At 43.3% G+C, this 22,481-nt stretch carries 19 protein-coding genes and 1 riboswitch; of the genes, 14 read left to right on the top strand and 5 right to left on the bottom strand.

Features of this window, described 5'->3' with window-relative positions; translation table 11 throughout:
* Positions 1-137 precede the first annotated feature (137 nt).
* From FD04_RS09610 to FD04_RS09585, 6 genes are all read left to right on the top strand, one after another.
* Positions 138-479 carry an ArsR/SmtB family transcription factor gene (locus FD04_RS09610; protein ID WP_054700109.1) on the top strand — a complete coding sequence of 114 codons (342 nt, stop codon included), beginning with the start codon at positions 138-140 and terminating at the stop codon, positions 477-479.
* A gap of 268 nt (positions 480-747) precedes the next feature.
* On the top strand, positions 748-1,119 hold the full coding sequence (locus FD04_RS09605) for a cupredoxin domain-containing protein (protein ID WP_054700111.1): 372 nt from the start codon (positions 748-750) through the stop codon (positions 1,117-1,119).
* Between the two features lie 34 nt (positions 1,120-1,153).
* Positions 1,154-1,426: a cupredoxin domain-containing protein gene (locus tag FD04_RS09600; RefSeq protein WP_054700113.1), complete on the top strand. Its 273-nt coding sequence runs from the start codon at positions 1,154-1,156 to the stop codon at positions 1,424-1,426.
* A complete protein-coding gene (locus FD04_RS09595) occupies positions 1,426-3,357 on the top strand; it encodes a copper-translocating P-type ATPase (protein WP_056948519.1) in 1,932 nt (643 codons plus the stop codon). The genes FD04_RS09600 and FD04_RS09595 overlap by 1 nt, the downstream gene beginning before the upstream one ends.
* A gap of 197 nt (positions 3,358-3,554) precedes the next feature.
* The gene (locus tag FD04_RS09590) at positions 3,555-4,874 is read left to right on the top strand and encodes a Na+/H+ antiporter NhaC family protein (RefSeq protein WP_056948518.1); all 1,320 of its coding nucleotides are present in this window, start codon (positions 3,555-3,557) and stop codon (positions 4,872-4,874) included.
* A gap of 17 nt (positions 4,875-4,891) precedes the next feature.
* Positions 4,892-5,269 carry a hypothetical protein gene (locus FD04_RS09585; protein WP_054700118.1) on the top strand — a complete coding sequence of 126 codons (378 nt, stop codon included), beginning with the start codon at positions 4,892-4,894 and terminating at the stop codon, positions 5,267-5,269.
* 131 nt (positions 5,270-5,400) lie between these two features.
* Here FD04_RS09585 and FD04_RS09580 read toward each other — a convergent pair whose 3' ends face one another.
* Together FD04_RS09580 and FD04_RS09575 are read right to left on the bottom strand one after the other, a co-directional pair.
* Positions 5,401-6,807: a C69 family dipeptidase gene (locus FD04_RS09580; RefSeq protein ID WP_056948516.1), complete on the bottom strand. Its 1,407-nt coding sequence runs from the start codon at positions 6,805-6,807 to the stop codon at positions 5,401-5,403.
* A gap of 372 nt (positions 6,808-7,179) precedes the next feature.
* Positions 7,180-8,514 carry an MATE family efflux transporter gene (locus FD04_RS09575; RefSeq protein WP_056948514.1) on the bottom strand — a complete coding sequence of 445 codons (1,335 nt, stop codon included), beginning with the start codon at positions 8,512-8,514 and terminating at the stop codon, positions 7,180-7,182.
* A 199-nt stretch (positions 8,515-8,713) separates the two neighbouring features.
* Between FD04_RS09575 and FD04_RS09570 the strand changes: the two genes are divergently transcribed.
* Both FD04_RS09570 and FD04_RS09565 read left to right on the top strand, forming a co-directional pair.
* On the top strand, positions 8,714-10,102 hold the full coding sequence (locus FD04_RS09570) for a L,D-transpeptidase family protein (protein ID WP_056948512.1): 1,389 nt from the start codon (positions 8,714-8,716) through the stop codon (positions 10,100-10,102).
* 338 nt (positions 10,103-10,440) lie between these two features.
* Positions 10,441-11,238, top strand: coding sequence for a YitT family protein (locus FD04_RS09565; RefSeq protein WP_056948662.1), 798 nt, complete (start codon positions 10,441-10,443; stop codon positions 11,236-11,238).
* Positions 11,239-11,298: 60 nt separating this feature from the next.
* Here FD04_RS09565 and FD04_RS09560 read toward each other — a convergent pair whose 3' ends face one another.
* Together FD04_RS09560 and FD04_RS09555 are read right to left on the bottom strand one after the other, a co-directional pair.
* The gene (locus tag FD04_RS09560; protein WP_056948510.1) at positions 11,299-11,733 is read right to left on the bottom strand and encodes a universal stress protein; all 435 of its coding nucleotides are present in this window, start codon (positions 11,731-11,733) and stop codon (positions 11,299-11,301) included.
* A gap of 13 nt (positions 11,734-11,746) precedes the next feature.
* Entirely contained in the window at positions 11,747-13,372 is a 1,626-nt protein-coding gene (locus tag FD04_RS09555) for an Nramp family divalent metal transporter (RefSeq protein ID WP_056948508.1), read from the bottom strand.
* Positions 13,373-13,673: 301 nt separating this feature from the next.
* Between FD04_RS09555 and FD04_RS09550 the strand changes: the two genes are divergently transcribed.
* The 3 genes from FD04_RS09550 to FD04_RS09535 all read left to right on the top strand — a co-directional run bounded on the left by FD04_RS09550 (position 13,674) and on the right by FD04_RS09535 (position 18,678).
* Positions 13,674-16,409 carry an HAD-IC family P-type ATPase gene (locus tag FD04_RS09550; RefSeq protein ID WP_056948506.1) on the top strand — a complete coding sequence of 912 codons (2,736 nt, stop codon included), beginning with the start codon at positions 13,674-13,676 and terminating at the stop codon, positions 16,407-16,409.
* Positions 16,410-16,916: 507 nt separating this feature from the next.
* A complete protein-coding gene (locus FD04_RS09540; protein ID WP_056948504.1) occupies positions 16,917-17,717 on the top strand; it encodes a fumarylacetoacetate hydrolase family protein in 801 nt (266 codons plus the stop codon).
* Positions 17,718-18,114: 397 nt separating this feature from the next.
* On the top strand, positions 18,115-18,678 hold the full coding sequence (locus tag FD04_RS09535; RefSeq protein WP_054700129.1) for a sugar O-acetyltransferase: 564 nt from the start codon (positions 18,115-18,117) through the stop codon (positions 18,676-18,678).
* 51 nt (positions 18,679-18,729) lie between these two features.
* On the opposite strand, the gene FD04_RS09530 is transcribed toward FD04_RS09535, so the two are convergent.
* The gene (locus tag FD04_RS09530) at positions 18,730-19,572 is read right to left on the bottom strand and encodes an oxidoreductase (RefSeq protein ID WP_056948502.1); all 843 of its coding nucleotides are present in this window, start codon (positions 19,570-19,572) and stop codon (positions 18,730-18,732) included.
* A gap of 101 nt (positions 19,573-19,673) precedes the next feature.
* On the opposite strand from FD04_RS09530, the gene FD04_RS09525 reads away from it, so the two are divergent.
* From FD04_RS09525 to ribD, 3 genes are all read left to right on the top strand, one after another.
* The gene (locus FD04_RS09525) at positions 19,674-20,165 is read left to right on the top strand and encodes a MerR family transcriptional regulator (RefSeq protein WP_056948500.1); all 492 of its coding nucleotides are present in this window, start codon (positions 19,674-19,676) and stop codon (positions 20,163-20,165) included.
* 366 nt (positions 20,166-20,531) lie between these two features.
* A complete protein-coding gene (locus tag FD04_RS09520) occupies positions 20,532-20,948 on the top strand; it encodes a DUF805 domain-containing protein (protein ID WP_056948498.1) in 417 nt (138 codons plus the stop codon).
* A gap of 209 nt (positions 20,949-21,157) precedes the next feature.
* Positions 21,158-21,313: riboswitch (FMN riboswitch) on the top strand.
* A gap of 124 nt (positions 21,314-21,437) precedes the next feature.
* Complete coding sequence (gene ribD / locus FD04_RS09515; RefSeq protein ID WP_056948496.1) at positions 21,438-22,481, top strand: bifunctional diaminohydroxyphosphoribosylaminopyrimidine deaminase/5-amino-6-(5-phosphoribosylamino)uracil reductase RibD; 1,044 nt, start codon at positions 21,438-21,440, stop codon at positions 22,479-22,481.

Raw genomic sequence — 22,481 nt, 5'->3', positions numbered from 1 at the left:
CATAATCACCTCAATACGTATTAACATATGAACATATCTCAATATGTATTGTAACTGCTTTCTTTATAGAAAGCAACAGTAGTTGAAGATTATCACTAAGATAGGGGAAATCCCCTAAACGGAGGCAATACGAATCAATGGAAGATCCTAAACATCTTGAAATTGTTGACCACCTAAAGCATCATTTGGTGGTCTCATCAGAACTAGAGCGTGTGGTGGCACTGTTTAAGGCGCTCGGTGACGTGACGAGAGTTCGCATTATTTTAGCGTTAGCGCAAACGACACTCAGTGTGACCGAGTTGACGGAAGTCCTTGATCTAAATCAGTCCACGGTCTCACACCAACTCAGTTTGCTCAAGCAGCAGAACCTGGTTAAAGGCACACGCAATGGCAAAAATATTCATTACGAATTATCCGATCGACACATTATGACAATTGTCGGGCAAGTGAAGGCCCACGTTACTGAACATGGTGAATAGCTGACAGACGTTTCCAGTCTCAAAAATAATAAGAGTACGAAGCTTGCTCAAAAGGAGCAGATCGTACTCTTTTTAGTTTGGGCGAAGTCTCGTAAACCTTAAATAGGTGAGTGTCCCTGTCCCACCCCTAGTATCTTAAAGTTGCACTGGCGAGTAAGGGCAATCCCTAAATTCAATCAGTTATCATTGACAAATGTAAACCCCGGGGGTAGTATTTAATCAAGGTTTACAAATGTAAACGATAAAAGTCATTAAGAGGGGGATTCCCATGATTAAGCTCATTGTATTGATTGCTGGTTTAGCAATTATTGGATTTATCGGGTGGTGGTTCTTTGGTAAGCACGAAGTAGCTGCTCAAACTGCTGAGGTAACTGATAACGTTCAGGAAGTGGATGTTGATGTCAACGGTGGTTATTCACCAGAACAAGTTGTTTTAAAGCAGGGTGTGCCAGCAGTGTTAAACTTTACGCGCCATGACCCATCTAGCTGTTTAGACCGGGTGGTATTTCCAGATTTCGGCATCAATCGTGCATTGCCAAAGGGGCAATTAGAAGCAATCAAAATCGACACCAGCAAGGCCGGCGAGTACCAGTGGGCTTGTGGGATGGATATGTTTCACGGCAAGTTAATTATTAAGTAATTCAAGAATATCGAACTTTGAGGAGGAAATAATTATGAGTGAAAACGTACAAAAGGCAAGTGTTGAAGTAGCAGGCGGGTACAAACCAGATGTTGTCACTTTGAAACAAGGTGTTCCAGCAACGATTAGTTTTACGAGAACGAACGATCAAGGTTGTTTAGACGTTGTTCACTCTAAGGATTTTGGCTTTGAAGAGGCCCTTCCGTTGAATGAAACGAAAACGGTGACAATCAATACCGATAAGGCAGGTGAATATAGCTTTAGTTGCGGTATGGATATGTTCTTTGGGAAAGTGGTGATTGAGTAATGAGCATCACGGCTCGATTCTGGGTGTCATTGGTACTGTCTTTACCAATGTTGGCTGAAATGATATTTCATCCGTTTGGCTGGATGTTGCCTGGGGGCGAATGGACGATGCTGGCATTAACAACCGTCATCATGGCAGTTTCGGCCGGTCCATTTCTCCAAAGTGCCTGGTCGTCATTTAAGAAGCACCATTCCAACATGGATACCTTAGTGGCGATTGGAACTGCAACAGCCTACTTCTATAGTATCTATGCGATGATTACGCACCAAGCCGTATTCTTTGAGAGTGCCGCTTTCGTCACAACGTTTGTTCTGCTGGGCCAAGTCTTTGAAGAACGGATGCGTAACAATGCATCGAGTGCGGTCGAAAAACTCGTTAACTTACAAGCCAAGGAAGCGGAAGTTTTACGTGACGGTCAGCTGGTCAAGGTACCGTTGGACGAAGTTGTCGTTGGTGATTTAATTCGGGTTAAACCCGGTGAAAAGATTGCCGTAGATGGGATTATTACTGACGGTCAGTCGTCAGTAGATGAATCAATGGTGACTGGTGAGAGTATGCCAGTTGAAAAAAAGTCCGGCGACCGTGTGATTGGCTCAACCATCAATAGTAACGGGACGTTTACGTTCCGAGCTGAAAAAATTGGCCGTGATACGATGCTGTCACAAATCGTTGAGCTGGTTAAAAAAGCCCAGACAAGTCACGCACCCATTCAAAAGTTAACGGATAAAGTTTCTGACATTTTTGTCCCAGTTGTTTTGATTATCGCGATTCTCACTTTCTTAGTCTGGTACGTCTTTCTGGGTGCCAGTGTCGCTAATGCGTTGATTTTCGCAGTTTCCGTCGTCGTCATTGCCTGCCCATGTGCACTTGGTTTAGCGACACCGACTGCCTTAATGGTTGGGACTGGTCGTTCAGCTAAGATGGGTATTTTGATTAAAAATGGTGAAGTTCTGGAAGCGGTCAATGATGTGACGACCGTTGTCTTCGATAAAACTGGAACGATTACCATGGGTAAACCTGAAGTGACGGACGTCGTTGGTAACCACCAGCAAGTGTTAACTGTCGCTGCCAGTCTTGAAAGTGCTTCTGAGCATCCACTGGCCGCCGCTATTTTAGTCAAGGCTACCTCGGATCAATTAACGGTCCCAGCAGCTAGCGATTTCAAGGCCATTGAAGGTAAGGGGGTTCAAGCTACTGTTGATGGTAAACAGGCGTTTGTTGGTAATGATAAACTGTTGATTGATTATGAGATTGATGCATCACTGAAGCAACAAGTCCAGCAATTACAAGACGAAGCCAAAACAGTGGTTTTCGTTGGCTTTGATCACCAGGTTATTGGCGTTATTGCCATTCAGGATGCACCTAAACCAACATCTAAGGAAGCCATCGCGGCGCTTAAATCTCGTGGGTTAAAAACAGTGATGCTGACTGGTGATAACCAGCGTGTTGCCCGGGCAATTGCTGATCAGGTCGGTATCGATGATGTCATTGCCGATGTTTTACCAGGTGATAAGGCGGACCATGTTAAGGCCCTGCAGGCAGATGGTAAAGTCGCCTTCGTTGGAGACGGCATTAATGATGCGCCGGCTCTGACGGTTGCCGACGTTGGCATCGCCATGGGTTCTGGGACTGACATTGCCATCGAGTCTGGCGGTATCGTGTTGGTGAAGAATGATTTAAGGGACGTCGACCGGGCCTTAGCCCTCAGCAAGAAGACCTTTAATCGAATCAAATTAAACCTGTTCTGGGCGTTTGTCTATAATGTGCTAGGGATTCCAGTAGCTGCTGGTGTCTTCTTTGCCATCGGGTTAACCTTGAGTCCAGAGCTAGCTGGATTAGCAATGGCCTTTAGCTCACTATCCGTTGTAACCAGTTCAGTTCTGTTGAATAAAGCTAAAATTTCAACCAATGTTTCGTCAACAACTGCCTAACATTTTTGTGAGAGAGTCCCACGTGACCAGTTTTGGTTACGTGGGATTTTTTTAAATTAATGGGCGACGGCTATCGTAGTTAACTATAGTGATCTATTTTCACGAGTTAGATTAAAACTCTCAGCTAGCTCCAATTTTCCTATTATTGATTTCCTGTATAATGAACAGTCGAAGTTTTTAGAAAGCGGGAATTAAACGTGAAATCAGATAAACAAGCACCCCAAGGTAATTTTATTGGGCTCGTGCCGTTAATTTTCTTCTTGGTGTTGTACATTAGCTCAGGGCTACTGACCGGGAGCTTTGATAATATGCCATTATTAGTTGCTATGATGCTGGCCAGTGTAGTGGCCTTTTTACTTAAAGGCGATCATCGAGAAGATACGTTTAGCGATAAACTCACCATCTTTTTTAAGGGTGCTGGACAAGAAACGATGATCTTGATGATCATTATTTTTATGTTGGCTGGTGCCTTTTACTACGTTACAAAGTCAATGCACGCTGTCCAGACAATTACTAATATTGGTCTGACGTACTTACCCAAGTCGTTCTTAGTACCAGGCGTGTTCATTTTAGGTTGTATCCTAAGCTTTGCCATGGGGACTTCAATGGGAACTGTTGCAGCGTTAATGCCAATTGCAGCTAGTATCGCTCAGATTGCTCACATTAACATGGCACTGATGGCCGGCGTGGTCGTGAGTGGCGCTATGTTCGGGGATGACCTCTCGCTAATCTCTGGTTCAGCGATTGTCTCCGCAAAAACACAGGGCGTAACAATTTTTGAAAAATTCAAGACGAACACCATCATGGTAATTCCAGCGGTGCTCATTACCATCGCCCTTTTAATGACTGTCTCAGTTGGTCATGCGAACTTGAGCGGGCTCGGGGCGATTCACTGGATTAAAATTTTACCCTATGTGGTCGTTATCGTGTTATCCTTTATGAACTTAAACGTGCTGGTAGTGTTACTAATGGGAATCGTCACGGCAATCGCTATCGGTATGGGTTATGGTGATTTTGATTTCATCGGCGCATTAGACGCGGTTCATAAGGGTATGCTTTCGATGGCTGACATTTCATTTATCTCGATTGTTGTTGGTGGTCTTGCACAACTGATGCATCATATGGGTGGTATTTCGTGGCTTTTGAATAAAATAACGAAGCATGCTAATGGGGCCTTGGGTGGCAAATTTGCGATTGCATTTTTGATCCTACTCCTGGACTTGATTACCACCAATAACACGGTTTCAATTATGATTGCGGGGCCAATTGCCAAGGATTTATCGGATACTTACCATATCTCAAAGTCGTATACTGCCAGTATTCTTGATATTTTCTCGTGTGTGGGTCAGGGGATCATCCCCTATGGCGGTCAGTTATTAATGGCTGCTGCAATCGCACAAGTTTCGGCGGCATCGATTGTACCGTACAGTTGGTACTGTATCGTGCTTGGCATTGTGTCCATCGTATTCTTAGTTAGTCGCTTTTCGCCAAAAGATCGACGGTTACAGGCAATTTAGTGATGGAGGAGAAAGTGATGGTTGATTGGCAATATGGGAACTATAATTTACTGTTCTGGGTGCTGACAATTGTGTGTTTGTTTCCGATGACCCTGATCAAGGATTGGCAACTGTCGATCGGTTACGTCATCGTTGTGATTGCCGTTTTGTGGGCCAGTTCGGCGTGGTTTGAAAGACGACACCCAAAGTATCAACAACGCAATCGGACGACTACCATCTCGCACATACGCGGGTACAGTGCAACAGTCTGTGTCATTATTTTAATTGGTATCATGGTATTAGATGAAAATGCGTATCAGGGTGCGCAGTTCTTACTTGTCTTTACTTTGGTTGGTATTCCTAACATTGTCGCTGCTTACTTTTCTAAATTAATTAATTCGTTTGATAATGAGTAACCGCAATAGTTTACGGTTATTTGCAGATTATAATCGATTAAAAAACACGCCATCTACCAATTATTGGAAGATGGCGTGTTTACTTTGTGGGTAAGCATTAAAATTGATGCCGGAAATATACGTGAACGAACCTAATCGTTCAAGGTAAACTGGAGCTTCATCTGAGGTTCACCCAAAGCGAGCATCTGACCTAAAAGCTTGTTTGAGTTTTGCTGTGTAATATCAGCCATTTGTTGGTTAACCTTTTCAAGGTAGGCGGGTAAGTCGCTCTGTTGTGTCGCGGTCTGATCCGTCTTAATTTGAAGGTTACGGCAAGCAGCAACGGTGTTTTCTTCGAAGAGGTTTTCTTGATCTTCGTAAAGGCCAAAGTTGTGGTCGCCCATTAAAGCCAGTACGTTTGGTAACCAGTACATATTAGCGGGGTTGCAATCACCCGTGGTGTTCTTATAAGACGTTGGGGTGTCGTTAATGTTGGCATAGAATGGCACGATTGCGTTAAACGTGTTAGGACCAAAAGCTAACCAGTGAATACCAGCAATTTCAGCTGGTACGTCATTTCTGATTTGTAAAATGTGGAGTTCCTGGTTTCGGTTAATGCCGATTGGCCGGAATTGTTTCTTTTGATCCTCAGTACCCGTACCGTAAGGATCATAAGGTGTGTTTTGGTAGTGTGAACTTAACACGAACTTCATGTCTTCAATGCTGATTTTCTTTGAAGTACGGCAAATGAATGGCAAATCTTGGTCAATTGGTGTAGTTTCAAACTCTGGATTAAAGTACTTTTGGCCATACCAAGCACGAGGGTTGTTGTAACGGGTATCCTTGATAGTTGCACTACCGAAAATGTGACGCAGGTTAACCTGGTCAGTATCAGGATTCATATGGTAGGTCTTGATGATTTCAGGGAGATCCTTAGCGTACAAAGTGTCATCTGAATCAAAGTCAAATTGATCAATGTTCATGCGGTTAGGGGCAATAACGTAAGCATCGTCAGGAATCCGAATTGCTGCCCAGTGGTGCCCACCAATGGACTCGAAGTACCAGACTTCATCTTTATCAGAGAAAGCCATAGCGTTTAATTCATATGTCCCATATTGTTCAAGCAGTGCGCCTAAGCGCTCAACACCTTCTCGAGCAGAATGGATGTATGGCAGTGTTAAGGTAGTGATATCTTCTTCACCAATACCATCATCAACAAGTGGATCGGCACCTAAAATTCGTGAATTTGAGGTGATTGTTTCAGTGGCGGTCATTGCGACGTTATCACTGTTGATGCCAGCTGCGGCCCAGATACCATGGCCGTCAGTTGCATCTGGTGTTGACGTGTAACGAAGGGGGTTATCAGGTAAATCAATTTCAACTTTACTCAAGACGGCCTTATAGTGCTTAGGCTGGTCAGCTGGTTGAACAACCACAAACTTTTGTGGGTTTAATGGTCCAGCGCCGTCTTCGTTTCTTGCAATCATTGTAGAGCCATCGATGGAGGCGTTCTTTCCTACTAAAATAGTGGTACAAGAACCCTTGATCCGTTTTGTCATAACAGCATCTCCTCGTTTATTGTGGTTACATGGCCATTGTAAAACAGAACATGGGACTGAAACAACCCGTTTGCATATGGGATTTGAGTGAAGATGGGTGTTATGATGTCATATCGTGAGAGAGTAGGGCGAAAATGACAATTCAGACAAAATAATGTTGATTTGACGTCAAAATGTTTCACATGAAACATCTGGTAAAAAATCTGTGATTTAATCGGTGAGTGGCATCAGAATTATACCAAACAAGATAAATATCGCTAATTTTGACACACGTATGAGCTTTTTAATTGGTTTGACAAGGGCCGACAACACAAAATACGGCATCACAACAAAGTTAATCAGTTGTGATGCCGCATTCGTTATTACAATGACTTAACTAAGATGTTCGATTCGTTTAACTGCCAAAGTTTGATATAACCAAGCACCCATTAAGCAAGTGACAATATCGGCGATGGGTTGTGCCCAAACAACACCGGTGTAGCCAAAGAAGTGTGCAGCAATCAAAATAATGACGTAAAAGATCACGCCTTGTCGAGAGATTGACATCAGCAGCGCACCCAGTGGGCTACCAATTGATTGAAACATGGTTGTGAACACCAAAACGCCACCAATAAAGGGCGTCGAAATCAAGAAAATGCGTAACATGGTTGTTCCGGCCTCAATAACGGCCTGATTGTTCAAGAAGAGACTGACCGCGTGGGGCGCGAGAATCATGAGAATAATTGCAAGAATGAACGAATAGCCCATATTAACGAGCAAATCAAACCGAACAGTTTGCTTAAAACGTTTCATATTCTTGGCGCCAAAAGTGTAGCCAATCAAGGGCTGCGCACCGAATGCAAAGCCAACCATCACCAAGGTCACAATGGTGTAGATTTTCATAACGATGCCTAGCGCAGCAACTTGAGTTGGACCATAAGCGGCCAAATAACGATTAAGCATCGCGGTCCCGAAGGCGGTCATGACGTTGGTGATTGCAGCAGGGATACCGATTAAGAGCACCTGACGAATATAGCTAGAAGAGATTCGGTGTTGGCTAAACGACATGGAAATGACTTTACAATACTTAAATGTGAGCCAGATGAACGTTAAATCGGTGAAGGCGTAGCCGATAATGGTCGCCAGTGCAGCACCAGCGCCACCGAGGTGAAAGGATAGGATTAAGATTGGGTCTAAGATGATGGTGACGACCGTGCCAACAACAGCGCCAATCATTGATTGAACCGCTAAACCCTCAGTTCGAATGAGGTTATTGGGGACCAACGACACAATAATTAACGCGGCACCCATCGACATGATACGATAAAAGTCTGCTGCGTAGGCATAGGTCTGTGCGGTTGCACCAAACATGTATAGAATTGGTCGTTGAAAAATTAATAAAATGGCGGTAACCACTAGGCCTACCACAATCGCAGCGTAAAAGCAGAAACTGCTAATTTTGGTGGCGTCGTTGTAATCTTTCTGTCCCATTAAGCGTGAAATAATGGAACTACCACCTAAGCCGAAAATATCGCCAATTGCGAGAAGAAGGGAAAATAGCGGTGTACATAGTGAAACACCGGCGACGAGATCGGTATTTTGAGTCTGCGAAACAAAAAAAGTATCCGCCAGGTTGTAAATCATACTGACGACCATCCCCAGTACCACTGGAAAGGCGAGCTTAAAGTAGGCCTTTGGTATGGGAGCTTGTTCAAATAATTCCTGCATGAAGTCACGTCCTAATTTATCATGATTAAATGTATGTATGGAAAATAATTCCGAATATGTTTATTATAGGCGGGCAAGTTGGCAAAATGTAAGCAATTTCCAAATTTCGTTAAGTTAATCTTAAAATCAGGTTATTTTAAGAACGCTTAAGGTTGAATGACCATAATGAAGCTATGATGATAAAAAGGCGGCGAGAAGAATGAAACAACACGCAACGCAACCCCGTCATGGCAGACGATGGTTGATTATGATTGTGACGTTTTTAGTCGCATTAGGAATCGGCAGTTTTGGTTATGCGAGTTATTACCATCAGCGGTTTAAGCCGACTCAAATTAACGGTGTAACGGTGACTAATTTAACGGTAGCTCAAGCAACCCAAAAGTTAAACCAGGCGGCTACCCAGAATTCTAGCGCATCAATCACGATGTCAGCTTCTAAAGTGGCGGTGACGCAGGCAAAGGTCAAGCAGTTATTAACAAAGCGCAATACTGACAGCCATCCAGTTAAAACAGTCAAAATGACGTTAACGCAGACGATTTCAGCCTCACAGCAAAAATATCGGTTAACAACGTTATTGACCCAATTCAAACAAAAAATAGCAACAATCAATGCGAATCGAACCAAACCGGTTGATGCGAAGGTCATTTTAAAGAATGGTCAAATCAGCGTCCAGGCCGGTAAAGCGGGTAATACGCTCGATGAAGCTAAAATGGTTGCCACGTACAAGCAGCAGGCGCAAACCGCCAGTGTTATCAGCGTAAAAAAGGTAACGCAACAAGCAGTGAGTGCTAATAGCAACACGCTTTCACAAACTAAGGCAAAACTACAGAAATTACTGAGTCAAACAGTTACGGTGGCCTTTCCAAGCAAGACAATTACATTTAAAGCGAGCGATTATTTGAAAAATGGGACGGCAACAGCGGCTGGCAGCTATCAATTTGATACTTCGTCACTTAAACAATATATTGCCCAACTTGCTTCGAAATATGATACTGAGGGGAAAGCAGCCAAGTTTAAGACGCATAGTGGCACTACAATCACGGTACCATCAGGCGGTACTTACGGATGGTCAATTTCACAAAGTAAACTAACCAACCGAATTTTATCAGGTTTCGAAAATTCAGCTAGTCAATCAATTAACTTGAAGGACTACGTAACGGGAACTGGATATGGTAAAGCTAATACGGTCGGCAATACGTACATTGAAGTGGATCTGAAAACGTTGCGTGAGTACGCCTATGTGAATGGCAAGCTGAAGTTTTCAACTAAGGTCATGTCAGGCACTATCACTGGCGGCAATCAAACGCCTCAAGGTATTTACTACATTATGTATAAGCAACGGAACACCACGTTAACGGGTGACAACGATAACGGGTCGACGTATCATTCAAAGGTTAAGTATTGGATGCCAATTACGAATTCCGGTGTCGGCCTGCATGATTCGTCGTGGCAACCAAGTTACGTTTATGGTAATACCAGTTACCGTAGCGATTATCACTCACATGGATGTATCAATAATCCACCGTCGAAAATGGGCGCCTTATATGCACTGGCATACGCAGGCGAGCCGGTTATTGTTTACAATTAATCGTTTTTTGAATTAAGTCACTGAGAAAAGTCCATATTGGCAAAAATCGGATGACATCCTTAACTCAAAATCAATTAACGGTTGAAATTAATTTCAAAACTTTTATCTAGCCTTAACGTGTGATAAAACTCAAGTCCCGGCCATAGAAGCCAAAAAAGTGTGAATTCCCAAAAAATTGAGGAATTCACACTTTTTTGGCTTCTATTCTGGGACCTAAACGAGTTTTGTCACACTCTCTTTTTCTGTATAATGATATAGCGTAAAGTAGATACTATGAGTTAACGGGGAGATAGGAGGACGATGGTGTGAAACAAATCATACGAAACAGTGTTTTAATCATGGTTGGAGCCGTCATTTACGCCCTTGCGATTAACTATTTTCTGATACCGAACCGAATTGGTGAGGGTGGTGTGACGGGGCTGACTGCGATTGGGTATTATACGCTAAAAATTTCACCGGCGTTAACGAACTTAGTGTTAAACGGGATTTTAATGCTCGTCGGTTGGCGTTACCTGAATCGTCAGACCGTTTATTACTCACTTTGGGCAGTATTATGGATTTCGATTTTCTTAAAAATACCGGTTTTTATGCCTTATCAGACGAGCCAGACTTTAATCGCTGCTGTGACCGGCGGTGTTTTGATGGGGATTTCAATGGGGCTGATTTTTCGAGCTGGCGGTACAATTGCTGGTAGTACGATTTTAGCCAAAATCGTTAATCGTTACCTGGGCATTCGGAACGGTTCGGCCATGTTATTTTTTGATTTGAGTGTGGCGATTCCTTCTGCTTACGTCATTGGGTTTCAAAATATGCTCTTAACGGTGGCAGAATTGTATGTTTCGGCTGTTGTTTTAAATAAGTTTTTGGATGCAGTCGGTGCCAAACGGTCAGTCATGGTATTCTCTGAGCATAACCAAGAGATTGGCCAAGCCCTTTCGAGTCAACTGGGTCAGGGTGTCACGATGTTAAACGCAACGGGATTTTATCGACAACGGCGTCAAGATGTGTTGTATTACATCTGTAGCCAGCAAAATTGGACACGTGTGATGCCTATCATTGCAGCTATTGATCCAGAAGCACTCGTTGTGACGGATCAAATTCGCAGTGTTCGTGGCGTTAATTTAAGTAAACTGTGACCGCAATTAAAATCGACAAAAAAGTGACCCAAACGGGTCACTTTTTTTGTGCATAAGAGTCTATCGAATAACAAGTACTGAAATGGGGGCATACTTTGCCATGTAAGCTGCCTGACTACCGAAGCGGCGTTTAAGCCCCTTTTTGGCGATGGAGCCAATCAGCAATAGATCCGGTTTAACGTGTGGAATCACATCGCGAACGATAGTCTCACCTGGGTTACCTTCAGAAACTAGGGCGTTTACCTTTTCAATGCCAGCGTCTTGCGCTTGTTTGAGGTAAACCTTGATGTGTTCCTCCAATTCGCTACGTTCACCATGGATATAATCTTTATCAAGTGCTTGATAGACACTCATATCATGGCTCTCTAAAACTGAAACGATTGTTAAGCGAGCGTCGTTTTGTTTGGCGGTACTAATCGCATATTGGAAGGCTAAAAGAGCGTCAGCGGAGTCGTCAACACCGACAAGAATGTGTTTAAAATTTGTTTTTGTCATCGTGTTCCTCCCATCAAAGTGCGTTGTCCACACCGCCGAGTTTAGCGGCTAGACGACGATTTCCTTTATATAAATCGTAAATGGTCCAAACAAGCAATAACATCACTGCGGCAATTAGCAGGTATGCGATATTATCTGCTAATGCAAGTTGTGCACTAGAGGCGTTTTCGCCGAAGAAGCCTTCGATGTTGCCTGGTAGGCCCTTCATGTTGAGGCCTGTTAAGGCAATTACTGAGAACCAACCTAGAACCTTAATGATGGGCGAGTTCTTAAAACGATCACCCATTTCTAGTTTACTGTCAGTCATCATAAGCAGCGGCAGCATTGAAAATGGTAGCGCGAAGGCCAAGAAGACTTGCGAATTATTCATCAAAGCATTGAGGGCTTCATGTTGCTGAATGGCGCCTTTACCGCCCGTCATGGCAACACAAATCAGTACGGGGATAACAGAAATTAAACGGGTTACAAGGCGACGAAGCCAGAGTGGCATGCGCATGTGCACAAAGCCTTCCATGATAACTTGACCAGTAAGTGTTCCCGTAATGGTTGAGTTTTGACCGGAAGCTAGAAGCGCAACAGCGAATAGGACGGACAAGATACCAGATTTGGCGACACCAATGAGGACACCGTTACTGAGCATTGATGTATCTGATAATGCTTGGAATAGGCCAAAGAATGAGGGATCCTTTACAGCGCCAGTCTTGAAGACAGCGACACCCATAATTAATAGTAATGCGTTAACGAAGAAGGCTGCGGTTAACTGAATGTTAGAATCCCAAGTTGTGAACCGAACAGTCCGAGCGACATCTTCTTCATCGGTATGATCAATCTTACGAGTCTGAGAAACTGCCGAATGTAAGTACAGGTTATGCGGCATGACGGTAGCCCCAATAATCCCTAAGGCACCAGATAGTGGTGTGTCACCGCCAACCTTAATTGACGAGGAGAAGGTGTCAGCGGTTGGAATGAAGCCACCCATGACAGCACCCCAATTAGGATCTGATAGAGCAACTTGATAAGCAAAGACGAATAGGATGACCAGAATTAAACAAACCACAATGGCTTCGATTTTTCGGAAGCCAATTTTCGTTAATAATAGCAGTAATAATACGTCAAATACGGTGATGAAAACGGCGATCACAAGTGGTATGTGGAACAGTAAGTATAAGGCAATGGCAGCACCGATAACTTCGGCAATGTCAGTGGCCATAATGGCTAACTCGGTTAGGATCCAAAGAACGATTCCAAGCGATTTGCTGGTTCGCGCGCGAATGGCTTGCGCGAGGTCCATCTGACTCACGATGCCAAGTTTAGCCGCCATGTATTGCAGTAACATCGCAATCAAACTTGACATTAAGATAACAGACATTAATAGATACTGGAAATTTTGACCACCGGTAATGGAAGTCGACCAATTACCTGGATCCATGTACCCTACAGCAACAAGTGCGCCAGGGCCGGAGTACATAAAGAGTGTGCGCCAGAATCCTTTGCCTTTCGGAACTTCAATAGAACCATTGATTTCTTCCAAGGATTTGCCATTGGCATATTCAATCAAATGGTGTTTGCGTGGTGTTTTTTCATCGTTCAAAACGAAATACCACCTTTCATAAATTTTGAATCCGTGTTCATTGTACATTTATTATTTAGAATGTAAAATACTTTTTAGGTTATCCTTAACTTTTGATGCAACTAATACAACGCTTACATTGCTGTTATTATGGCGATTCCGAATTACTTGAAAAATAAACAAAAAAGTTAGGCTAGACGAATTAGAATCTTCTTAAAATAGTAATAGAAATAGCTTGCGTTTCACATTATTAATATTTAATCTTATAGATAACAATAAAGAAAGAAGGGATTCCATTGAGGGACAGATTCGTTAATCTGGCAATTCCAGACCGCTAATTTTTCTAATTTTGAAAGGATGATCATTTAATATGGCAACAGAAGATAATCAAGTTACAACCACGGCAACCGACGAAAAAACAGACGCCGGACCCAGCCAGCAACAAATTTGGCGCCAATCAACTTCAACGCTTGAGCAGCAATGGCAGACCGACTGTGAGAATGGACTTAGCGCAACTGAGGCTAAACAACGACTTGCAAAGCACGGGCCTAACGAGCTAGAAGCGAAGAAAGTGTCAAACTTGTTGCGGTTCTTAAAACAGTTCAACAACAGCATCATCTATATTTTGGCTGCTGCTGCAATCATCACATTCCTACTTCACCGCTATTCTGATTCGGTGGTTATTGGATTGGTGATTATCGCGAACGCTTTTATTGGCTACTTCCAAGAGATTTCAGCTGATAACGCCCTTGCTAAAATTCAAGAGTTACTTGTTTCGGAAAGTTTTGTGATCCGAGATGGGCAGAAAATGACGCTACCATCTCGTGAATTAGTGCCAGGTGATATCGTTCGGCTTGAAGCCGGAGATTCAGTTCCGGCTGACTTGCGTTTAGTAGAAGCAGATAATTTAAAAATTCAAGAATCCGTCTTAACCGGTGAAACGGACTCCGTTGAAAAAATTGAGGAGCCCATTGAGGCTGAGACGGTGCCATTAGCTGAACGTTACAACCAAGCGTTTGCTTCGACCGCAGTTACCAGTGGCTCCGGCCTTGGTGTCGTTGTCGCAACGGGCGCAAATACCGAAATTGGTAAGATTCAACAAGACGTTGCGGACGTGAAAGTTAAGCCAACACCGCTGATGCAAAACTTGAACCGACTTGGTTTCGGGTTGTCATTAGCTATTGTGATTGCCGCCGTTCTGCTATTTATCTTAGGGGCAATCATTCAAGTCTATAGTTTACCAACCTTGTTAATCGCTGTAATTACTATGGTGGTTGGTTCAATGCCTGAAGGCCTGCCTGCTAGTACCTCGGTTGTTTTAGCCATGGGAACGCGTCAGCTGACGAAGCAAAATGCCATCGTTAAAACGTTGCCGGCTGTGGAGACCTTGGGTGCAGTTGATATCATTAACACTGATAAAACTGGGACATTGACGAAGAACGAAATGACTGTCACTGATATTTTGACCACACATCATCAATACCAGGTCTCTGGTGTGGGTTATGATTCAGAGGGCCAGATTCAAACACCGACTGGCAAGACCGTAGATTGGCAACAAGATCATGACTTGAATTGGCTTGTTCAAATTGCCGGCCAAACCTCTGACGCAGTCTTTAATAATGAAGACGGTCAGTGGGTCTTAACCGGTGAACCAACCGATGGTGCGTTGACAGCGTTGTTCCATAAATTAAACCATGATGATCCAGTCGTAAATGAAATTGATTCGCTACCATTCGACTCGGCGTTCCGGTATTCTGCACGGCTAGTTGACCATGGTGATCAACGAGTCTTAATGGTAAAGGGTGCACCGCAAACGTTGACACGCTTGATTCGTGAACACGGCGGTGAAGTTGAAGCCGGTGTGATGGCGGATCAGATGAGTCAACTGACTCGTCAAGGTAAGCGAGTTGTTGCGCTAGGTTACCAAGTTATTTCCCAGGAAATAACTGAAATTGATGCCGATATGATTGGTGACGGTTTGAAATTAGTTGGTTTAGTTGGCATCATCGATCCACCACGTCCAGAGGTAGCAGATGCTGTTAAACAGTTACGCTATGCTGGTATTCAAGTTAAAATGATTACCGGTGATGATCCAGAAACTGCTGCGGCCATCGCTAAGCAGTTAAACTTGGCGGATAATCCTAAAGCAATTACCGGGCCTGAGCTGAATGAATTATCTGACGAACAACTTTCAGAAGTCATTGATTCGTACACCGTTTTTGCGCGAACCACACCTGCAGATAAACTGCGAATTGTGAAGGCGCAACAAGCCAATGACCATGTCGTTTCGATGACTGGTGACGGTGTTAACGATGCGCCTGCATTGAAGCAAGCTGATATCGGGGTTGCCATGGGTATCAAAGGGACCGACGTTGCCAAAGGTGCCGCGGATATGGTTCTAGCCGATGATGACTTTACGACGATTTTAGCAGCGGTTAAAGAGGGTCGCCACGTCTTTGATAATATTCGTAAGACGATTCGCTTCTTACTGCCAACGAGTTTTGCTGAAGGCCTGATCGTGGTCATGAGTATTGTGATGGATCAATCGCTACCACTGTACCCAACCCAACTACTTTGGATCAACATGGTATCTGCTTTGACCATTCAGTTTGCGTTCATTTTCGAGCCCGTCGAAAGTGGTATCATGGTTCGAGGACCACGTAATGTAAAGGCGGGGATATTATCCAAAATGGATGTCGTTGAAGTGATCTACGTTTCGCTACTGATTTCAGGACTGGGCATGATTGCTTACGATATGCTGGTCAACCATTCCATTACAGCTTTGATGGGTAGCACAATGACGCTTAACGTCGTGATTTTTGGTAAGATTTTCTATCTGTTTAATCTACGAAATAACCACCCAGTTGTATCGAAGTATTTCTTCCAAAACAAAATGGCCTTTTACATCATTGCTGCCTTAATCGTGTTGCAGCTTGGGATCATCTACTTGCCGTTCATGCAAGGTGTTTTCCATACGACAAGCATTAACTTCACTTATGGGTGGGGTATTCCAATTGTCGCAGGATTCATCGTCTTAGTGGTCACTGAGATTGTAAAACTGTTAAGAATGCGTTGGTCGAAACTGCATAAAGACCGAATTGTGTAATGAAGAATAAACGTAAATCTAAGCAAAAACACTTCTAAGGCTTAGCATAAAAGTAAAGGATTGTAGATTCCTGAGTTAGGAATCTGCAATCCTTTTAATTTTATGGTCTGTTTTCTCATTTGAATGATTAACATAATGATTGACATGAACAATGTTATTTGTGACGCGTTAGTATGTGCTGGTGTTTTCTTTTGATAAATGACCAAACTTTAGGATCTGAAATGATACCAATGATGATTAAAGTACCGCCGATTATTCGAACCAGTATTGCGCGATTGAGCCCAAAACCAAATGTTATTAGCCCAAGACAAAAGATTGCGTTGGAAATAAATTTTTGCATACCTGCCCCTCCGTAATAGATGTACATTACTACGAATGTTACACTTTTAAACTAACTGGCAAAAGAAACGGGCTGTTTACATCCTGAAATGGACGCAGTTATTTCCCGGGAAATCATTTCCTGAAGTCAATTGGCCAAAGTGGTATTCTAATGGCGAGGTGATAAAGATGAAAATTGCAATGCGGCATCAAAAGCCATTTATTATTGAAGATAACGAACATGGCCGCTCAGTATTGAACGCACAGTCTATTTTGGCAGTCTTAGCTTTACCAGCTGAAAAACGTGATTTAGGTCCGGTTGAAATCTTTCAGCAGGCAGAACTCGATGCACCAATTACTAGTCCCAAGCAGGTATTTGCAGTTGGTATGAACTATCGGGATCATTCAGCTGAGATCCACATTCAACTGCCTAAAGCACCAAGTATTTTTACTAAGTTTAGCAGTTCAATTGCGCCCAGTGTTATAGATGTTAAGGCACAAGGCCCCAAAACTGACTGGGAAACTGAAATTGTCGCAGTTATTGGTCAAGGTGGTCGTCAAATTACGACTGAAACTGCAATGGACCACGTTGCTGGTGTGATGGTCGGTGAAGACCTGTCTGATCGGGCAGTGCAATTTCAGAATGATAATCCCCAGTTTTCAATGGGAAAATCATTCGAAAATTACGCTCCAATTGGACCTTGGTTAACGACTCTGGATGAAATTGATGATCTCGATGAGGAGGTCATCACGACTAAGCTTAATGGCCAAACTATGCAGGAAGCGCCACTTCGCCAAATGATATTCAAGATTCCAGAATTAGTTCATTATCTGTCAACAATTTGCGAATTACAGCCGGGTGATTTGATTTTTACAGGCACACCAAGTGGAACCGGCGTTGGTCGTGAACCACAACTGTTTTTAAAAGCCGGGGATGAATTGACTGGGAGTATTACCCATTTGGGCACCTTGACCATGCACATAAAGTAAGTTCATGGACGTATATTCCGTTGGCTTTAAAGTACATTAAAAAACATCGTAAATGCCTATAGCACTCTACGATGTTTTTTGTGTATCGTCAGAAATTGGGTTGTGATACTAACCCTTTTGGTTACAGTTCCTGCTCCTGCTGTTCTGAACTTAATACCAAAGACCTCCTGGTTAGTGACTGATTAACTAGTTGAGGGTGCACATTCCATCAGCGTATATACCGTTACTGCGGTAAAACACCCTTAAAGGCGTGCTATATCACGATTTTTTGATTTTAGTCGTTAGATTGATTTATTTCTCGGAAATACTTACATTTTGCTGTTTACCTATCCGACGCAGATCATCTTGACTTAAACAGCAGTTTAAGTGGTAGATTGAATCTGAAAGGACTGATTTTATGTTATCTGAATTAGACAAACTTCAAGCCGGTGACTGGTACCACTTCGACGATAAAGCAATCGTCGCACGCAAGGCACATGCAGCAAAACTCTGCCAGGAATTTAACGCGATATCAGCAACTGAACCAGAAAATCAGACTAAGAAAATGCAAGAGATCCTCGGAAGCTCTGGCGATAATCTATCGGTACAGGCGACCTTCAACTGTGATTATGGGAAGAATATTCATGTTGGTCACGACTTTCTTAGTAACTACAATCTAACCATCTTGGACATGGCGCCAGTCACTATTGGTAACAATGTGATGATTGGGCCGAATTGCGGTATCTATACAGTCAATCATCCGATGACGCGAAACAGTCGCCGTCAGTATCTTGCACAAGCTAAGCCGGTTACAATCGGCAACGATGTGTGGTTCGGAGGATCAGTGACTGTATTACCAGGTGTCACAATTGGTAACAACGTCGTAGTCGCCGCTGGTGCAGTTGTGGCCAAAAATGTCCATAATAATACGCTTGTCGCAGGAGTACCCGCGAAGCCGATTCGTAGGCTTACTCAAGATTAAAACAAGACGCCGGCGTACTCCTGTAGCGGGTAGTCAGCGTCTTGTTTGTTTTTATTCTGGTTGATCTGCTGACGCAGATAAATCATGTAGCGTTTCAAATTTAGTCAGCTGATCGCGATATTTTGAAATTGCCGTATCTGATGCGAACTTCCCTAATGGTAGGCGTAAAGGTAATTCGTTGAAATGGTTTGTGACCTGATTATAAATAATTTGGGCAGCTTTGTCGGGGTCACCTGGCTCATGATGTGCGCCATCAGCATTATTTTTAATGGCGTCGGTGAATTGTTTGTAGTCGTCAATTTGAGGTAAATCCTTAGCTGACGAGCGTCCCGCCCAGTCGGTACGGAACCCACTTGGTTCAATCAACATCACTTTGATGTTTTCAGCAGCGACTTCTTTCGAAATCGTTTCACTAATTCCTTCCACAGCGTACTTTGAACCATGATAAAAAGCTAAGGTTGGAAATGAGTACAGACCGCCAATCGAAGAAAAGTTCACAATAGTGCCATGATTTTGTTTCCGCATTCCAGGAAGAATTGCGCGGGTCACATCTACCAGACCCCAGACATTGACGTCAAACATGTACCGAGCAGTATCAAGATTGCTTTCTTCAAACGTACCAAAATATCCAAGCCCGGCATTATTTACTAGGACGTCAATACCACCAAATTTAGCTTGAGTAAGCTGAACAGCAGCCATGATTTGATTATGATCAGTTACGTCAAGTGTTGCCTTCAAAATTTGGCCATGATTATACTGATCTAAATAACCAAGCTGATCTGTGTGCCTTGCAGTTGCCACTACATTAACGTCATCTTGTTGTGCAAGATAAGTTGCCAGTGATCGGCCAAAACCCGTTGAGGTGCCAGTAACAAACCAAGTTTTATTCGTCATTATGTTCACGCTCCAATTCGTAATATTTCTTTTGACACACTTCACGCTACTACTTAAACTAGTGTTTAAGTCAACAAAAATTTCAGAAAGAATGTGACATTATGTATTCAATAGGTGATATTGCTTCAATAATGGGCATCAGCACCAGTGCGATTCGCTTCTATGACAAGCAGGGACTCCTACCATTTGTTGAACGTGATTCGGGCGGAAGGCGAAAGTTCAAAAAACAAGATCTTAACTTCATCGAAGTCATTGACTGTTTAAAAAAAAGTGGCGTCCCCGTAAAAGATATTGGCCACTTCGTTCACATGTGTATGCAAGGTGACGGTACTTTGCGTGCAAGATATGATTATCTCGATGAAGAAGAACAAACCCTGATGAATCACATAGATGAAATGCAACACCAGTTGGATTTCCTGCGGTACAAAAAGTGGTATTACAAGACGTCCGTTGAAGCTGGAACAGAATCAATTCACTTTGCACCGCAGACAAATATGGTTGATCCAGGTACCAAGGCGGAATATCAAGCCGAGCTTGAACATTGTACGAATATTCGGAAGTTGATAGACCTTGAGCAAAGTGAAGAAGCATAAGAAATTTGACCCAAACTATTACAATGATTCGAAAAAAATAGAGTCTAAAATATTAGTAGGTTTCAATGGTTGAGGGTGACACATCAGCGGCACGTACCATCAGCGTATTGTATGATGCTGCTGTAGTAAGGTGTCCTTAGAGGCGTATGATACCGCGATTCGTTGTTTTAGTCGCCTGACAAGCTTATTTCCCGGGAAATATCAAAACTAGAGTGATTCATAGCGTTGAGTCTAAGACAAAAATTTGTGACAAACAACCTTAGCATCACAAAATCACATCATGCTACAATTCCTAGCTTGATAGTACTTAGCAGCTTAGTTATGGTCGAATTGTAACAGAAATAACTAACATGGAGTGTGAGTGTGATGACACTAAGGGAGACGTTCAAATCATTTTTTACGCATGCGTTTGACTACAAAGGGGTGGCGTCACGGTCTGAATTCTTTTCAGTCGTGATTGCGTTTACGATTCTATTTATGTTTATCGGGGTGTTCTTGGTCCCAGTTAGTTTTGGTGTTGCTCATTTTGAGCATTGGCTATCAATTGGAGAGATTATAGTGGCGGCTATATTATTTATTCCGGCCACGACTTTATTATTCCGTCGCTTTAACGATGCGGGTATCGCTAAGATTTGGACAATTCTTTTAATTGTTGTGCCACTTGTACTGAACGCACCTATTTTACCTGAGAATATCAGTGAGTTAGTTGCAGATGGTTTAAATTTGTTGGTACTTGGTCTCGCTTTTTTACCTTCGAAGCGAGTCGTCCAGTCGCATAGTTAGAACTAACACGATTGCTTGTATTAAGAGGACTGCAAGAAATCAGTCAGTGGGTTGTCGCTAAAATTTTATTTAATATCTAAATGGCGTGCTTAAAACACAATGATACCGCTTACTCAAGACGCTTTAAAATGTTTAGTAACTCACAATGTTTAGGTGGTCACAGTTGAAATTCACCAGAATCCATAGTACGATGTTTTTGAAAACTGAATAGATTTCTTCGGGGCAGGGTGAAATTCCCGACCGACGGTGACAGTTAGATTGAACGCTTGATCGTGTTAAGACTGAAGTCCGTGACCCACGTTTTCGTGGTTGACCCAGTGCGAGTCTGGGACCGACAGTTAAAGTCTGGATGGGAGAAGAAAGTGCAATTATTTCGTACCATAGGTGTATGCTTTTTGGTGTATACAGACTCGTATGAAATCTTGTTTAGCTTATCAATTAATGGGGCCCCGCATTCGTGCGAGGCCCTTTTTCGTGAGGTGAATAAGATTGGTTGATCAACAGTATTTTCAAATGGCCGTTAACGCGGCTCGCCAAGGTGCCGATACCTGGACAAATCCGCAAGTCGGTGCGGTGCTTGTTAAGCATGATCAAGTTTTAGCTGTCGGTTATCACCATCAGTACGGTGAGCGACACGCTGAGGTTGATGCGCTCTCGAAGTTGCCAGAAATCGGACAGGCTAAGGGTGCAACGATGTATGTCACCCTTGAACCTTGTAGCCATTATGGTAAAACACCACCATGCGCCAAACGATTGGTTGAAGTCGGCATTTCCCGGGTAATTATCGGGCAACTTGACCCTAATCCAAAAGTAAGTGGTCGTGGTGTGGCCATCCTCGAACAAAATGGTATTTCGGTCACGGTCCTCGAGTCTACCGGTGGTCTGAATCAGGCCTATAACTACTTTTATCGAAATGGACGGCCGTGGATCACGATGAAGTACGCCATGTCATTAGATGGCAAGATTAACGGTGTAAGTGGCCAACGGACACAGTTGACCCATTCAATAGCTCAAGCAGACGTGCAACAGCTTCGGCAGCATCAACAGGCGATCTTAGTTGGTGAACGTACGTTAACGGTTGATGATCCGCAGTTAACGGTTCGAAGTCGCCAGATGGTTTTTCCACCGATTCGAATTGCAGTGGTGCATGACGTCAATCAGCTCAGTACGGCGTTACATTTGTTTGATCAAGAAGCGCCAACATGGCTTTTTAGTGAAGTTGCCAATCAAAAAGTCGTTCCTAAAACGGTTAAGGTGATCGTTCAACCGAAGTGGACACCAGCTAAGATCGTTGCTTACCTAGCCGAACAGGGTATTCAATCACTCTTAGTTGAAGGTGGTAGCCGTATTCAAGCAGCGTTTATCGCTGCAGAATTGGTTGATGAATTAATCGTTTACCTGTCACCGCAAGTGTTGGGTGGTCAGGGATTACCAGCAGCAGTTGGACTGCCACTGACAGATCAGATGGCGTTTGCGACACCAACCATAACGGCGTTGGGACAAGATGTTCGTCTACGAGCACGGAGGTTATGA

The organism is Secundilactobacillus odoratitofui DSM 19909 = JCM 15043 (assembly GCF_001434895.1).
Taxonomy (GTDB): Bacteria; Bacillota; Bacilli; order Lactobacillales; family Lactobacillaceae; genus Secundilactobacillus; species Secundilactobacillus odoratitofui.
This window is presented reverse-complemented; position numbering and strand designations above follow the sequence as displayed.

Excerpts from the sequence above, each read along its gene's own strand:
- FD04_RS09595 (WP_056948519.1), top strand. The coding sequence starts at position 1,426 with ATGAGCATCACGGCTCGATTCTGGGTGTCATTGGTACTGTCTTTACCA.
- FD04_RS09600 (WP_054700113.1), top strand. The coding sequence starts at position 1,154 with ATGAGTGAAAACGTACAAAAGGCAAGTGTTGAAGTAGCAGGCGGGTAC.
- FD04_RS09555 (WP_056948508.1), bottom strand. The coding sequence starts at position 13,372 with ATGTACAATGAACACGGATTCAAAATTTATGAAAGGTGGTATTTCGTT.
- FD04_RS09605 (WP_054700111.1), top strand. The coding sequence starts at position 748 with ATGATTAAGCTCATTGTATTGATTGCTGGTTTAGCAATTATTGGATTT.
- FD04_RS09580 (WP_056948516.1), bottom strand. The coding sequence starts at position 6,807 with ATGACAAAACGGATCAAGGGTTCTTGTACCACTATTTTAGTAGGAAAG.
- FD04_RS09550 (WP_056948506.1), top strand. The coding sequence starts at position 13,674 with ATGGCAACAGAAGATAATCAAGTTACAACCACGGCAACCGACGAAAAA.
- FD04_RS09535 (WP_054700129.1), top strand. The coding sequence starts at position 18,115 with ATGTTATCTGAATTAGACAAACTTCAAGCCGGTGACTGGTACCACTTC.
- FD04_RS09575 (WP_056948514.1), bottom strand. The coding sequence starts at position 8,514 with ATGCAGGAATTATTTGAACAAGCTCCCATACCAAAGGCCTACTTTAAG.
- FD04_RS09540 (WP_056948504.1), top strand. The coding sequence starts at position 16,917 with ATGAAAATTGCAATGCGGCATCAAAAGCCATTTATTATTGAAGATAAC.
- FD04_RS09570 (WP_056948512.1), top strand. The coding sequence starts at position 8,714 with ATGAAACAACACGCAACGCAACCCCGTCATGGCAGACGATGGTTGATT.
- FD04_RS09560 (WP_056948510.1), bottom strand. The coding sequence starts at position 11,733 with ATGACAAAAACAAATTTTAAACACATTCTTGTCGGTGTTGACGACTCC.
- FD04_RS09585 (WP_054700118.1), top strand. The coding sequence starts at position 4,892 with ATGGTTGATTGGCAATATGGGAACTATAATTTACTGTTCTGGGTGCTG.
- FD04_RS09520 (WP_056948498.1), top strand. The coding sequence starts at position 20,532 with ATGACACTAAGGGAGACGTTCAAATCATTTTTTACGCATGCGTTTGAC.
- FD04_RS09565 (WP_056948662.1), top strand. The coding sequence starts at position 10,441 with ATGGTTGGAGCCGTCATTTACGCCCTTGCGATTAACTATTTTCTGATA.
- FD04_RS09530 (WP_056948502.1), bottom strand. The coding sequence starts at position 19,572 with ATGACGAATAAAACTTGGTTTGTTACTGGCACCTCAACGGGTTTTGGC.
- FD04_RS09525 (WP_056948500.1), top strand. The coding sequence starts at position 19,674 with ATGTATTCAATAGGTGATATTGCTTCAATAATGGGCATCAGCACCAGT.
- FD04_RS09610 (WP_054700109.1), top strand. The coding sequence starts at position 138 with ATGGAAGATCCTAAACATCTTGAAATTGTTGACCACCTAAAGCATCAT.